The organism is Nostoc flagelliforme FACHB-838 (assembly GCF_014698065.1).
Taxonomy (GTDB): Bacteria; Cyanobacteriota; Cyanobacteriia; order Cyanobacteriales; family Nostocaceae; genus Nostoc; species Nostoc flagelliforme_B.
This window is the reverse complement of record NZ_JACJSI010000020.1, coordinates 60773-76124: the sequence shown is the minus strand read 5'-3', so window position 1 is coordinate 76124 and position 15352 is coordinate 60773. Positions and strand designations below refer to the sequence as shown.

Genomic DNA, 15352 nt, shown 5'->3' with positions numbered 1-15352 from the left:
TAATTTTTATGCTAGAAAATAAAATTGAGAATATGGTAGGGCAAAAAGCAGAATTAGACGATTACATAGGGCAATTTTTAAACAATCGCTATTTAATCAAACATTTGATTGGTAAAGGGGGGATGGGTAGAGTTTATCTAGCTGAAGATACTGCTAAAGATGGTATGCCGATCGCAATCAAAATCTTATCACTTAGTTTGGCAAACCAACAAATGTCTCAACGCTTTGCTAGAGAGATTTTTATTGGCGCTCAATTAGGCCGCAAAAGTAAACATATTGTTCGGATCTTAAGTTATGGCGTTACTGAGGATAAAACTCCATTTTATGTAATGGAATACCTCAAAGGGAAAAATCTCAAGCAAATTCTTAAAATTAAGCCTTTAACATTATCAAAGTTTTTGGAAACTTGTAATCAGATTTGTTTAGGCTTACAATGTGCCCACCAAGGTATCAGTCTTAAAGGAGAAATTTATCCTATTGTTCATAGGGATATTAAACCAGAAAATATATTTATTACTGAAGATAGTAAAGAAGGAGAAATTGTTAAAATCCTAGATTTTGGGATTGCCAAATTTCTCACAGAACGAAGTGGGATGACCCTCACAGATTCTTTTATTGGCAGTTTACCTTATTGTTCTCCAGAACACATGGAAGGACGCAAACTGCTAGATGTCCGCTCCGATATTTACAGTTTGGGAGTACTAATGTTTGAGATGCTGGCAGGTAAACATCCATTTCACACAAAAAGTAACTCCTTTGGTACTTGGTATCAAGCACATCGCTTTCAAATACCGCCAACAGTTGAAGAAGTCAATCCGCAAGTCAAAATACCGCAGATATTAGAAAAAATATTAATGAGTTGTTTAGCGAAGGAAGTAAGCGATCGCCCTCAAAATATAAACCAAATATTAGAAGATTTACAAAAGGTTAATATTCAATTTAATAGTTCTATCCCTAGCAATAATGATTACATTAGTAAAGATTCGTTTCCAGTTCAGTTAGTACCAGCAACTTTATTATCAGAAAAAGAGTGTTTGCAAAAAAAATGGCCTAAAAATAAACCAATTGCGCCAATTGGATTTCCCCATTTACTACATACTACTCAAAGACCTATACCGACTTTTTGGGCAATGTTGCCAAAACAAGATATTATAAAGTTTTTAGATAACATACATGGTACTGAATTTATTAGCAAAATGAATATGTACCCGATGCTATTGTGGGTAACAGTATTATACGGTACCCAACCTTCTATGAGTAAATGGCTACCTTATTTTTTAGATTTGAAAGATAATAAAGGGCAAAATATAGCACGTAGTTTAGTGGAAGTAGGTTACTACCATCTACTATTTTTTGCCATAGAAGATCCAACTCGTTGCTCTCATGTAAAAACTTTAAGCCTTACGGCTAACCAACGCCAAAAACTCATAGATTGCCTAGATATGAGTCAATATTCAAATGAATTAATGCTATCTAGCCAAACAAAAAACCTTCTGAAAACTGATTATGAAAAGCTAAAGTTAGACATCTTACAAACGTTAGTCGTAGATAAAAAAGCTGAGACAGAAAATTTAAAAAATTGGATGGATAAAATTTTTGAGATGTTTTTGAAACTTTTATCATGTCCTTAGAAGTATTCTATCAAAATGCTTGTGCCAATTTCCTAATGATATTTTTATGTGTATATCGCTAACTTTAAATAGGCTTAACAGCAGAGATAAACAAAGTGAATCAGAGCTTATTTACATCTTCAAATACTACAGGGTTGCTTGCCAATCGTTATCAACTCAAGCAATTAATTGGTAGCGGTGGTATGGGTGAAGTTTTTTTAGCAAATGATATTTTGTTAGGAGGCATACCAGTTGCTGTCAAGTTTTTGACTAAAACTGTTATCAATAACAAGATGCAACAAGACTTTGCTCGTGAAGCTTTAATGAGTGCGGCTTTGAGTCAAAAGAGCATACATATAGTACGGGCGTATGATTATGGCGTGAATGAGAAAGGAAAACCATATTACGTCATGGAATATCTATACGGCAAAAGTTTAAAGGATTTAATTCCGCTACCCCTGGATATATTTTTGATTCTCTCTCGCCAAATTTGTTTGGGCTTACAGTGCGTCCATCAAGGTATTAATATTGATGGGCAAATTTGTCCGTTAGTTCATAGAGATATCAAGCCCGCTAATATATTAGTTATTCCTGATCCGATATTGGGTCAGTTAGTCAAAATTCTCGATTTCGGGATTGCTAGATTTTTAAATTATGCATCAACAGCTAGTACAAGTAGTGGATTTAATGGTACTTTACCCTACTGTTCCCCAGAACAATTAGACGGAGAAAAATTAGATAGTCGCTCTGATATTTATAGTCTGGGTGTGATGATGTTTGAGATGCTTACAGGTAAAAAACCTTGGCAACCAGAAACTGATTACTTTGGTGCTTGGTATAAAGCACATCAATTTGAACAACCGAAAGCGATCGCAGATGTTAAACCCACTCTTAAAATTCCTCAAAAGCTAAATAATTTAATCATGGCTTGTCTTGCGAAAAAATCTTGCGATCGCCCCCAAAATCTCGCTCAAATTTTGCAAGTCTTAAACAGTTTAGAAGAGTCTAATTGTTCCAGTATACCTACAACTCTAGCCTCTAGTTCAAACCTTAGCCGCCCTTTTGATTCAGGTTTACCAATCACATTAAAACAAAGCTGCCTTAAACTTTCGTGGCCTGAAAACAAACCAATTCAAGAAATTGTTTTTCCTCAGCTTCTAGACACCGCACAAGGAGCTATAACGGCATTATGGTTGATGTTGTCTAAACAAGAAATCAAAAATTATGCGGTTTCTACCCGTTACAACCGATTTATCTTCATAACATCTCCTCACCCAATGTTGTTGTGGGTGACTGTACTCTACAATCGGCAATTACCTCCTAAGTGGCTACCGTGCTACTTAGATATGCAAAATCCCCAAAATCTTAAGCTGGTAAGTTTTCTGGTTGAAAATGAACACTATCCTTTGATTTTCTTTACTCTAGAAGCACCACATTCCTGCACCAACGTTCTTAGCAGTCGCATTGAGCCAACTCAGCAGCAAATGTTGAAAAGCTGGGTACAGCAGAGCCACAGTCTACCACCCGCTTCTCAACCCCAGTTGAGCAAACAGCTATTAAAGCAACAGTATAAACAAATGCAATCCCGGATATTGCAGCATCTGGAATCAGAGCCACAGGTTGTATTATCAAGGTTTTAACGAAAAATTTGCACCTTGGAGAGACGGGTTAAAAATAATTTCTAATTCCCAACTCCAAAACGCTTGACAAGTAGAAAAAAAATAGTGATAATAGCAAAGTTGCCAAACAAGGGACTGTAGTTCAATTGGTTAGAGCACCGCCCTGTCACGGCGGAAGTTGCGGGTTCGAGCCCCGTCAGTCCCGTTCTAAATTTATGAGTAGTGAATCACCGACCTGAACTTCGGTGATTTTGGATTTTGAATTCCCCAAAAGGATTGACTCAGAATTCAAGATTTGAATATAAGCTACATTTATCATGCTTTGCGAAAGAGAGAATTAACTGTGACTGTTAGAGTCCGTATTGCGCCGAGTCCGACCGGAAATTTGCATATTGGTACAGCTAGAACGGCTGTATTTAACTGGTTATTTGCCCGCCACCACGGTGGGAAATTTATACTGCGAATAGAAGACACAGATTTAGAGCGATCGCGTCCCCAATACACCGACAATATTCTTGAAGGATTGCGCTGGCTAGGACTGAACTGGGATGAAGGGCCATTTTTCCAATCCCAACGTCTGGATCTTTATAAAGAAGCAGTCCAAAAACTGCTAGATCAAGGATTAGCCTATCGCTGTTACACCACTTCTGAAGAACTAGAAACTCTCAGAGAAACCCAAAAAGCTAGAGGCGAAGCTCCTCGCTATGACAACCGTCACCGCAATCTCACGCCAGAACAACGCGCCGCTTATGAAGCAGAAGGTCGCTCCTCTGTGATTCGCTTCAAAATCGAAGATGGGCGGGAAATTGTCTGGAACGACCTAGTAAGGGGAAAGATGTCTTGGCGAGGTAGCGATTTAGGTGGTGATATGGTCATCGCCCGCGCCTCAGAAGAAGGTAGCGGTCAACCTTTATACAACTTTGTAGTTGTAGTGGATGACATCGATATGCAAATCACCCATGTCATCCGGGGAGAAGATCATATCGCCAACACCGCCAAGCAAATTTTACTCTATGAAGCAATGGGTGCAAAAATTCCAGAGTTCTCCCACACGCCACTGATTTTGAACATGGAAGGGCGCAAGCTTTCTAAGCGGGATGGCGTTACTTCCATTTCTGACTTTCAGCAAATGGGCTTTACTTCTGAAGGCTTAGTAAATTACATGACATTGTTGGGTTGGTCGCCACCAGATTCGACGCAAGAAATATTTACCTTAGAAGAAGCAGCAAAAGAATTTGGTTTTGAGCGTGTAAATAAAGCAGGTGCAAAGTTTGACTGGGACAAGCTGGATTGGTTGAACAGTCAGTATATCCATAAGACCCCAGTAGATAAACTCACAGATTTACTCATACCCTATTGGCAAGCAGCTGGGTATAAATTTGATGGTGGAAGAGAACGCCCTTGGTTAGAACAGGTAGTAACTTTAATTAGCCAGAGTTTGACTCGTTTAGTAGATGCAGTACCTCAAAGCCAACTGTTTTTTAGTGACACAGTTGAATTTAGCGAGGAAGGTAGTACACAATTAAAGCAAGAAGGTTCTACTGCTGTCCTTGAGGCGATTGTCACAGCCTTAGAAAATCAGCCTCAACTCTCAGAAGCCTTTGCCCAGGACATTATTAAGCAAGTGGTGAAAGAGCAAAAAGTCAAAAAAGGCTTAGTAATGCGATCGCTCAGAGCAGCCTTAACTGGAGATGTTCATGGCCCCGATCTCATACAATCTTGGTTACTACTAAATCAGATTGGTTTAGATAAGCCACGCTTGAGTAGGGCAATAACAGAAGCTAATTAGGGATTACAACAATTTTTAGATAGGTCTGGGAATGGGGAGTAGTGAGTGAGGGATTATAAGAATTTTCCCCATTCCCTATTCCCTGCTTTCACCCAGAAATATTGGGTTGATCGAGTAATAAAGCAACTATAAGAACAAAAAATCATTGACTAATTACTAATGAATTATCCCCACTTTCAAATCTAAAATAGGTAGTCAATTCTCCTCACTTTGGGAACTTGGTGTGTAAAATTCATGTCTTCAAAAACACTTAGAAGCGAACGTAATTACAATGCCAACAAAAGCGCTCAATAGAGGGATGAGATTATCGTTCATGATAGTTACGCTGTTCATCACATCGACAGTTAATGCTGAGGAAGCACCAACGATATTTGGAGATGTCACCATTGGCCCGCAGTTTTCCCCAGACCCCCTGACAGTTCGCGGGATGAGTGGTGGTTCAATATCTGGGAATCAAGTAGGTGGGAGAAGTGAAACAGCCACTGGCCCTTGCACCGGATTTGTTGATGAAACACCAGACCATACATTAGCGCTAACAAGTAAATTTGAATACCTGAAGCTGCAAGTGCAAAGTCCCGAAGACACCATCTTGATTATCAAGGGGCCCGGTGGTACTTGGTGTAATGACGATTTTGAAGGCAAAAATGCTGGCATTACTGGTGAATGGTTGGCTGGAACTTACCGAATTTGGGTTGGTTCCTACGAAAAAGACAAGTATCTTCCTTACACTATAAAAATTACAGAAGTTAAGTAGGGCATTGAAAAGAGGCACAGTAGGGTGTTGTTCTTACTTAGGGAAAAACTCTTTCTTCCTTGCTCCCTGATCTCCCCCACAATTATGATTGAGAGAGGCTGGAACGACACGAGGAGCATTGTGGAAAAATTCTCCGTGTCTTTGCATCCTGTTCCGCTCCCTTTTCTCGTGCGATTTTGTATTAAAATTAAGTTAACTTTGATTAAGATTCTTGTTGGCATCGCCATAATGCCCTAATTGCTTTATGGCAGTGCATATAAGAGATCAAATTACACAAAATGGATTTATAAACATCCGTTTAACAGCTAAAAGTGGCAGAGTGATGAACATTCGGTTACTAAGGTTGATGAATTGTATAGGCATCTAGAGGCAAATTAACATGAAATTCTCTTGGAAAGTCTTAGTACTCTGGACATTGCCGGCTTTGGTAATTGGCTTTTTCTTTTGGCAAGGGGCCTTTGCAGGCGCTCCTGCTGATATGAGTAAGAATGCAGCCAATACGCGCATGACTTATGGTCGCTTTCTAGAATACTTAGACGGCGATCGCGTCACCAGCGTGGATCTGTACGAAGGCGGTAGGACAGCAATTATAGAAGCCCGCGATCCAGACATTGAAAATCGTGTCCAAAGGTGGCGTGTGGATTTGCCTGTTAACGCTCCTGAGTTAATTAGCAAACTCAAAGAAAAAGATATTAGTTTTGATGCTCACCCCATGCGGAATGATGGCGCAATTTGGGGATTGTTGGGCAATCTCATATTTCCAGTTTTATTGATTACTGGGTTGTTCTTTTTGTTCCGGCGTTCTAGCAACCTCCCCGGCGGGCCAGGTCAAGCGATGAACTTCGGCAAATCTAAGGCGCGTTTCCAAATGGAGGCGAAAACCGGGGTCAAATTTGATGACGTAGCTGGTATTGAAGAAGCTAAGGAAGAATTGCAAGAAGTTGTCACCTTCCTGAAGCAGCCAGAAAGATTTACCGCAGTAGGCGCACGGATTCCCAAGGGAGTGCTGTTAGTTGGGCCTCCTGGAACTGGTAAAACTTTACTAGCAAAAGCGATCGCTGGGGAAGCAGGCGTACCTTTCTTCAGTATTTCCGGTTCGGAATTCGTGGAAATGTTCGTTGGTGTCGGCGCATCCCGCGTCCGCGATTTGTTCAAGAAAGCCAAAGACAACGCCCCTTGTATCATCTTCATTGATGAAATCGACGCAGTTGGACGGCAACGCGGCGCTGGTATCGGCGGCGGTAACGACGAGAGAGAGCAAACCCTCAACCAGTTGCTCACCGAAATGGACGGGTTTGAAGGTAACACAGGCATCATTATTATTGCTGCTACCAACCGCCCCGACGTACTAGACTCAGCCTTGTTGCGTCCCGGTCGCTTCGACCGCCAAGTAACAGTCGATGCACCCGATATCAAAGGGCGTTTGGAAATCTTGCAAGTGCATGCGCGGAATAAGAAATTAGATACTAGCGTATCTTTAGATGCGATCGCTCGCCGCACTCCTGGATTCACTGGTGCTGACTTAGCCAACTTACTCAACGAAGCAGCGATTTTGACTGCTAGAAGACGCAAAGAAGCTATCACTCTCCGCGAAATTGATGATGCGGTGGATCGGGTAGTTGCTGGGATGGAAGGTACTCCCTTGGTGGATAGCAAGAGCAAGCGCTTAATTGCATACCATGAAATTGGACACGCCTTAGTAGGGACTTTGTTAAAAGATCATGACCCAGTGCAGAAAGTTACCTTAATCCCACGGGGACAAGCACAGGGTTTAACTTGGTTTACGCCCAACGAAGAACAAGGGTTAATTTCTCGTTCTCAGTTGAAAGCCAGAATTACTGGTGCTTTGGGTGGTCGCGCCGCTGAAGAGGTTATTTTTGGGGCTGCGGAAGTCACAACTGGCGCGGGTGGAGACTTGCAGCAGTTATCGGGAATGGCACGGCAAATGGTGACGCGGTTCGGAATGTCAAACTTAGGCCCACTTTCCTTAGAAAGCCAACAGGGAGAAGTATTCTTGGGACGTGACTGGACAACCCGATCTGAGTATTCTGAATCCATCGCTTCCCGCATTGATGCTCAAGTAAGGGAAATTGTTGAGCAATGCTACGACCATGCTAAGAAGATCATCCGTGATCATCGCACTGTCACTGATCGCTTAGTCGATCTGCTCATCGAAAAGGAAACCATTGACGGCGAAGAATTCCGCCAGATTGTGGCTGAGTACGCTGAAGTACCTGAGAAGCAACAGTACGTACCGCAGCTGTAATCATTAATTCTTTTCTGGGCTAATGCCTGGAAATGAGAAAAAAATTAAAAAATTAAATGAGGATGGTATGTACCATCCTCATTTTTTTGTGAAACTTTGTAGTTTATGAAATAATAAAATTTCAAATTGCGTCGTCATTGAGTAAAAATACTTAGGTCTAAGTAAACCGTAATAAATTTAAAGTTTTCAAAATTGATGAACCCATAAACTCTACAACAAACCTTGTTTTTTCAACTTAGCTAACGCATCTTCAGCAGCAGCTTTTTCAGCCTCTTTTTTATTGCGTCCTTTACCTTCTCCATAAATTTTTCCATCTACTAATACTTTTGCTATGAATTCTGGCGCATGAGAAGACCCTCCTATTTGTTCTGTGAAATATTTGGGGGGATTTGGAGTAATGTTGCGTTGCACCCATTCTTGAAAGCGATTTTTTGAGTCTACATTAGAACGAGACACAACTATATGCTTAGGATCTACAGAATCAAATAGCGGTTCTATAATTGCGCGAATTGCTTCAATATTGGAATCGTTATCTAAATAGTAAGCACCAAGTACAGCTTCAAAGGTGCTACTGAGCAAATTAGGATTTTGGAAGCCTCCGTCTCGAATTGCGCCTTTTCCTAACCGCATCCTAAAGTCTAAACCTACCTCCTCGGCGAACTTTGCCAATTGTTTCTCATCTACCAACGCCGAACGCCGCCGTGTTAATTCATCTTCTCCCATTTCTGGGTGACAACTATATAGATACTCACCACTTAAGAAATTCAGCAAGGCATCACCAAGGAATTCTAGGCGTTCATTATGTTCGCCTTCTCCGGGGTTTTCATGGACATAAGAACGGTGAGTAAGCGCACGCCGTAGAAGTTTTTCATTATGGAATATTAAAATTTTGTGCATTTTTCTCTTGTGTTTTGTTGCGTAAATTGACTGTTGGGAAACTGTACAAGTGTGATTGTCTTCAGACATAAAAAACCGCAAATAGCGGTATTGCTAAAACCCAGCCTTTACTTAACTGGGTTTTTAAAAGCTCTTTTAAGCAGCTAGTTTGTCTAACTCAACTAAAAACAATTCCTGACCTTGCCTTTGCACTTTACCATCTCTTACAGCAGCATCAACAAACTGACTAAAGTTTTTAAACTTCTTGCCGTCAGACATAGAAATAGAGGAAAAGCCCTGATATTTATGGCAACGCTGACGCATCAAATTGTCAATGTATCCAAATACGGTAGATTTGCCTTGACTTAAAGAAGTTTTAGTCGATTCAATTAGGTACTTAACAGCGTCATTGTAATTAATTTGAAACTCAATCTCAGTGGTTTCAAGCTGAGTATTCTTGACAACCAATTGAGGCAATTCATCTACAAAGTAAAGTTCATCAGCAAGGTTTTTCAAACTTTGTTTTACATTACCTCGTCGTGCAAAAATTATGACATTTTTATCCTTATCTTGCAGGAATTTGACTGGATTTGCAAAGTCGCCATCTCCTGACACAAGGATAAAAGTATCTGGGGACTGATTGTTATATACATCATCAATTAAATCAGATTTAAGTTGATTGTCTGCACTGTTCTTTAAAGAGCAGGTAACATCTTCACATTGAAAACCAATACGTTGGAGATTCTCTTTTGCAGAAGCCTGGTTTTGAAATAGTGAATTATAGTAGACCCTTCTAATAATTAAACTCCCCCTTGCTTTGGCAAAAGCCAGCAATGAACTTGCTATATTTTGACTTAAATAAACATTTTGAAAATCGCAATAGATGCCAACTTTTAATTGCTGCTGATTTGTTTGTCTATTGGAAGATTGATTAGCGTGTGGCATTGTAATGTATCCAGTATTTTTTGGTGAACTGGACAGCTTCAACAAATTACACATCTAGCAGTAGGAAGGCTTTATACGAGGAATTTGTACTCAAAAAGTACTACCCTGCAATAAAGCTCTCTACCGTCGCTTTCGTTTGGTTTAAGTCTCAGCCGTAGAATTCCTGGCTTACTACCAAGTTTCGCGTCATCCTTTCCCCTGAATATTCATTCAAACATCTTGTCTTCCCGTTGAAAGTTAAGTCAATCAGTTGACTTGACATTTGGCTAAATAATCAGCCGAAGGGATGACACGAAGCTCGGCAGGAAACTAGGAATTCTGCTGCTGAGACAACACCAAAAACTTGCGCTTTAGAGTACGGTTATTTTGCTGCCCTAAGTACACATTGTCATAGCTGATGCTGGATGTCAATATAGTTATTTATGAAGATTTAGTAAAAGTATAAACGTGTAGCAGCTTGTTGTAAAACATCGTCTATTATCTATGACATTTAATAATCATTTATGGTATTCTCTCGAAAATAGCATTTTTTTATTTAATAAATAATTTACGGTTTACTTTGCGCGATCGCGCCATACAAAATACCTAAAATTTTCTTAATATCCTTAATATAATATTCACTCAAATCAATCGAAACTACATTGCCTTCAAGTTTCATAAATTGCCATATAGTACCAATAGTAACAGCACCATATATAGCTTTGATTTGATTTCCACCTCTGTCGTTAAATAACTGAGCCGCTACCATTTCGGCAATACATTGGGCTAAACCAGACCTCAAATTCTCATTTTTACTTTCTACTAAGACAATTATCGGACTGCGGACAAGCAACTGCTCCGAAGAAAGACTCAAAATAAAATCACAAAAGCCGTTTAATCCTCGCTGACTATCAACAGTAAAATCCACGCCAGAAAAAAAGCTTATTTCATAATTAAATTTGCGTCTAATTTCTAATAAAATTGGACTTATTATCATTTCACTTCGAGCTTTTTCTGAACTTATCGCTACTGCTAAATCAACATTTTCCCTAAGAATAGTAGATAATAAATCACTACATTCTTGCTCCTGCACATTTGCGAATAGTCCAGATGATTCGTGGATCACTAACCCAAAAGAATCAATAACTTCAATAAGTTTAAAATCACTATAAGCCATAAAACTTAATCCTTTGTCTTATGACTGAATTCTATAACAAAGTTTAAAAATTCAGCTTTGGCGGAAACACCCTAGCTAAATCAAGAGATAAATCAGGGAAGCAGGGAAAAGTTATTATCTCATCTGACAGGAAAATTCGCTTATTTGAATAACCATATCTGCCTTGATTATCCTGATATGGTTCACTGTAAGCTTCCAAATAATTATCGAATAAATTGAATATCCAATAATCAGTAATACCTCCTTTAGCATAGAGAGGTATTTTAACGTCTTGGTCATAGCCCAAAGAAGAATCTGAAACCTCCATTACTAAAAACACATCAGCCGCTTTAGGATGACCCGACAGATAATCATCAGCACGGTTTTGAACAATCGCAAAATCAGGCTCAGGTTCACTATTAGGTGGCAAAGCAATCGGCGCTTGTGATTGCAAAGTAGCCTTGTCTCCCAGTATTTTGGGGAGTTCCTTCCACAGTTTTCTTAAACAAGTTTCATAAGCTGTACCTTTAGATGCCATTTCAATAATTTCCCCATTAATTAACTCAATATGGTCATCTTCATGGAAAAAGCCCAATTCTCCAAGCCTGTGGTATTCATCCAGTGTGAAGCGTTTACCCTGAGCAATACTCATAACCTTACCTTTCTCTCATTGCCATAATCCCTATTCTAAATGTGTCAGAAATTGGTATGCTAAAGGCCGAGACTCGTTATAAAAGCAAACAATGCCTGCGCCTACTATTAACCCCACCATCACTGCCTTTCCCTTGACAGCCGTAGTCGGTCAAGAAGCAATTAAATTAGCCTTGCTGTTAGCCGCAGTTGATCCTGGTTTGGGAGGAGTAGCGATCGCAGGTCGTCGCGGTACGGCAAAATCTGTAATGGCTCGTGCTATCCACGCTCTACTACCGCCCATTGAAGTTGTCAAAGGCTCAATCAGTAATTGCAACCCCAACCACCCAGAAGAATGGGACGATCAACTCTTGGCGGAGTATGCAGACAAAGATATTCAAGATGTCCCCGTCGAAATTATCCCCGCGCCTTTTTTGCAAATTCCTCTAGGTATTACTGAAGACCGACTATTAGGTTCAGTAGATGTTGAAAAGTCCGTAAAGCAAGGTGATACCATTTTTCAACCTGGATTACTCGCTACAGCAAACCGGGGTGTACTATACGTAGATGAAATTAATTTATTAGATGACCAAATATCAAATCAACTTCTAACAGTATTATCTGAAGGACGCAACCAGATAGAACGGGAAGGGATTAGTTTTCAGCATCCGTGTAAATCCCTATTTATTGCCACCTACAACCCAGAAGAAGGCGGATTACGGGAGCATTTATTAGATAGAATTGCGATCGCACTCTCTGCTGACGGTGTACTCGGCTTAGATCAAAGAGTAGAAGCAGTTGAACAAGCGATCGCTTATTCTAAATCTCCCCAAGACTTTCTTCAGCAGTATAACGAAGACTTAGACTCCCTCAAAACCCAAATCATTTTGGCGCGGGAATGGTTGAAAGAAGTCATCATCACCCATGAACAAATTGCCTACTTAGTCGATGAGGCCATTCGTGGAGGAGTTCAGGGACATCGCGCTGAGTTATTCGCCACGCGGGTTGCCAAAGCTGCGGCGGCTTTGGAGGGAAGAACAACAGTTAATGCCGAAGATTTGCGCCGTGCTGTGGAATTGGTGATTGTACCACGCGCCACAGTTGTGCAGACACCACCACCCGAACAAGCACCGCCACCGCCTCCACCCCCACCCCAACAGAATCAAGAAGAGCCCCAGGACGAATCAGAAGAGGAACAAGAACAAGAAGAACAGGAAGAAAATCAAGAGCAAGAACCTCCCGACATCCCGGAAGAATTTATCTTTGATCCAGAAGGGGTAATCCTTGATGACAACGTGCTGTATTTTACTCAAATGGCGAAGCGGCAAGGTAAATCTGGTAGTCGCAGCGTCATATTCTCCGATGACAGGGGACGCTACATTAAGCCGATGTTGCCCAAAGGTAAAGCGCGACGCATTGCAGTAGATGCAACATTGAGAGCAGCTGCTCCTTATCAAAAAGCACGAAGAGAAAGACAACCAGATAGAAAAGTTATTGTCGAACAGCCTGATATTCGCTCGAAACGCCTGGTACGTAAAGCCGGGGCGTTGGTAGTATTTGTAGTAGATGCTTCTGGCTCAATGGCCTTGAATCGAATGCAATCGGCTAAAGGTGCAGTGATGCAACTGTTGACAGAAGCTTATCAAAACCGTGACCAAATAGCATTAATTCCCTTCCGGAGAGAACAGGCAGAGGTATTATTGCCTCCAACACGTTCTATTGCTTTAGCGCGTAACCGTTTGGAAAGGTTGCCCTGTGGTGGGGGATCGCCCTTAGCGCATGGTTTAACTCAAGCTGTGCGCGTCGGCTTAAATGCTCAGATGAGTGGAGATATTGGGCAAGTTGTCCTTGTAGCAATCACCGATGGGCGGGGTAATATTCCCTTAGCGCGTTCTTTGGGTGAACAGCTAGAACCAGGAGAAAAGCCAGATATTAAAGGAGAATTATTAGAAATTGCTGCCAGAATCCGTGCTTTGGGGATGCAACTATTAGTAATTGATACGGAAAGTAAATTCGTGTCTACTGGCTTTGCTAAAGAATTATCGCAAACAGCAGGCGGTAAATATTATCATTTGCCAAAAGCGACAGATCAAGCTATTGCTGCCATGACCAAAGGTGCGATCGCTGATTTAAAATCTCGATAATTAGTCATTTGTCATTGGTCATTAGTCATTTGTCATTTGTCAGTTGCTTTTCTACTAACCACTGACCATTGACTAATGACTACGATCCAGTGGGCATTACCTGTGGTTGCAAATAGCAAATCAAATCTTGGATTCCCTTTTGCAGATACCGCGTTACTGTCATTGGACTAGTACCAATGTTTTTAGCAGCATCTTTGCGAGAAAGTTCTTTCAAAAATACCATTTCAACTGCCATGCGGGGCTTTTCTTCCAGCATATTGATTGCGCCTTGGAGTTGTTGGCGTTCTTCTTCTTGTTGCAGGAGTACATGAGAACGGGGACAAGGAAGTGCTTCACCCAAGGTTATTTGGCAATCAACATAGTTAACTGCGGTTGCATCTAAACTCAAAGGCATCCGGTTTTGAGCAGCTAACTTGGTTTCTTGCCATTCATGCACTGATACCCGAAGTTCCTTAGCAATTTCAGCATCCTTGGGCTGACGACCTAAAGACATTGCCAAGTCCTTGCGAATCTTTTGCCCTTCATTGTATAATTCTTGCCAACGACGGGGAATTTTTAATAGAGTACTGCGATCGCGTAAAAAGTGCAGCATCTCACCGCGAATGTATGGCACTGCAAAGGAACTGAAAGCATATCCTTGGCTAGGATCGAAGCGTTCAATTGCCCTAATCAAACCAAAATAACCGATTTGTTCTAAATCTTCATAAGGTTCATTACATTGATGGCTGAACTTATGAGCCATCTTCCGCACTAAGCCAGTATGTAACTGTACAAGTTTATTACGAAGTTTAATAGATGGATTCTGGTGGTACAAGTGTAATAATTCTATACCATCAGTTCGTAAAGAGGACTCACTTGCTGCCATATACATTCCTTTGTTGTAACTCCTATTCCTGAGAAAATGGAGTTGCGTATATTTTCTTTTAAGCTGTCATTATTTTCCTTAGTCAAGCCAGAATGAGCCATCGTCGTTTCACTGAACTTGTGAGGAGTCTAACTCTACAATTCAGTATTTGTACGCATGATTTTGCTAACATCTCTGTTGCGGGTTGTTTCTCTTTTTGACATAACTCTTCAATGACACATAATCTTTAGCTTTTGCAACAAAAACTAGCTATTTATGCTGAACAATACATAAGGGATTAATAGTCAGCTAACATACTGAGAACAACGTGGATCGGCACTGAATTAATTGCAAAAGAGACTGGGCAATTTTATCTCTGAGTACGCACTGTTATTAATAAAGCTCGGAAATCCAAATTGGCGGTTGGGTTGAAAAACAAAATCCAAGCTACAAAAAACAGAATTTCGACTCATTTTTACGGGAATTTGTACTTAGTTGGGTGTTGAGGGAAATTTCTATTTATAGTAAAATTGAAACTTCGGAAACTTAGTGGAAACATAGAAACAGTTTGTTGACACGCAAGTTTGGTAGGTGTCACACTTCTGCTAAGCAGGAGGATAAACAATGAAAATCACCAAACACCGACAAAAAATTCTCGATGCACTTCAGCAATGGTTTAGCATCCATAAACAAGGGTCAAGCCTAGAAAAGTTGTGTCAATAACTCGGAATGCAACCACG

General features: G+C 40.6%; 11 protein-coding genes and 1 tRNA gene. 7 read left to right on the top strand and 5 right to left on the bottom strand.

The window, feature by feature from the left end; all coding sequences use genetic code 11:
- The first annotated feature begins 8 nt into the window (after nucleotides 1–8).
- The 6 genes from H6G97_RS12900 to ftsH2 all read left to right on the top strand — a co-directional run bounded on the left by H6G97_RS12900 (nucleotide 9) and on the right by ftsH2 (nucleotide 8038).
- Complete coding sequence (locus tag H6G97_RS12900; protein ID WP_242054912.1) at nucleotides 9–1631, top strand: serine/threonine protein kinase; 1623 nt, start codon at nucleotides 9–11, stop codon at nucleotides 1629–1631.
- Between the two features lie 95 nt (nucleotides 1632–1726).
- On the top strand, nucleotides 1727–3250 hold the full coding sequence (locus H6G97_RS12895) for a protein kinase domain-containing protein (protein WP_190940989.1): 1524 nt from the start codon (nucleotides 1727–1729) through the stop codon (nucleotides 3248–3250).
- A 110-nt stretch (nucleotides 3251–3360) separates the two neighbouring features.
- Nucleotides 3361–3434, top strand: a tRNA-Asp gene (locus H6G97_RS12890).
- A gap of 138 nt (nucleotides 3435–3572) precedes the next feature.
- On the top strand, nucleotides 3573–5018 hold the full coding sequence (gltX, locus tag H6G97_RS12885; protein ID WP_190940988.1) for a glutamate--tRNA ligase: 1446 nt from the start codon (nucleotides 3573–3575) through the stop codon (nucleotides 5016–5018).
- A gap of 271 nt (nucleotides 5019–5289) precedes the next feature.
- Nucleotides 5290–5772: a hypothetical protein gene (locus tag H6G97_RS12880; RefSeq protein WP_190940987.1), complete on the top strand. Its 483-nt coding sequence runs from the start codon at nucleotides 5290–5292 to the stop codon at nucleotides 5770–5772.
- Nucleotides 5773–6151: 379 nt separating this feature from the next.
- Nucleotides 6152–8038: an ATP-dependent zinc metalloprotease FtsH2 gene (gene ftsH2 / locus H6G97_RS12875; protein WP_190940986.1), complete on the top strand. Its 1887-nt coding sequence runs from the start codon at nucleotides 6152–6154 to the stop codon at nucleotides 8036–8038.
- A 210-nt stretch (nucleotides 8039–8248) separates the two neighbouring features.
- Here the strand turns inward: ftsH2 and rnc are convergent, their stop codons facing one another.
- The 4 genes from rnc to H6G97_RS12855 form a co-directional block, all read right to left on the bottom strand.
- The gene (gene rnc / locus H6G97_RS12870; protein ID WP_190940985.1) at nucleotides 8249–8935 is read right to left on the bottom strand and encodes a ribonuclease III; all 687 of its coding nucleotides are present in this window, start codon (nucleotides 8933–8935) and stop codon (nucleotides 8249–8251) included.
- A 135-nt stretch (nucleotides 8936–9070) separates the two neighbouring features.
- Entirely contained in the window at nucleotides 9071–9859 is a 789-nt protein-coding gene (locus H6G97_RS12865; RefSeq protein WP_190940984.1) for an NYN domain-containing protein, read from the bottom strand.
- A 547-nt stretch (nucleotides 9860–10406) separates the two neighbouring features.
- Nucleotides 10407–11015: a hypothetical protein gene (locus tag H6G97_RS12860; protein WP_190940983.1), complete on the bottom strand. Its 609-nt coding sequence runs from the start codon at nucleotides 11013–11015 to the stop codon at nucleotides 10407–10409.
- Nucleotides 11016–11058: 43 nt separating this feature from the next.
- The gene (locus H6G97_RS12855) at nucleotides 11059–11646 is read right to left on the bottom strand and encodes a Uma2 family endonuclease (protein ID WP_190940982.1); all 588 of its coding nucleotides are present in this window, start codon (nucleotides 11644–11646) and stop codon (nucleotides 11059–11061) included.
- 91 nt (nucleotides 11647–11737) lie between these two features.
- Between H6G97_RS12855 and bchD the strand changes: the two genes are divergently transcribed.
- Nucleotides 11738–13768: a magnesium chelatase ATPase subunit D gene (bchD, locus tag H6G97_RS12850; RefSeq protein WP_190940981.1), complete on the top strand. Its 2031-nt coding sequence runs from the start codon at nucleotides 11738–11740 to the stop codon at nucleotides 13766–13768.
- Nucleotides 13769–13847: 79 nt separating this feature from the next.
- Here bchD and H6G97_RS12845 read toward each other — a convergent pair whose 3' ends face one another.
- Nucleotides 13848–14633, bottom strand: a complete 786-nt coding sequence (locus H6G97_RS12845) for an RNA polymerase sigma factor SigF (RefSeq protein ID WP_190940980.1) — start codon at nucleotides 14631–14633, stop codon at nucleotides 13848–13850.
- Nucleotides 14634–15352: the final 719 nt, after the last annotated feature.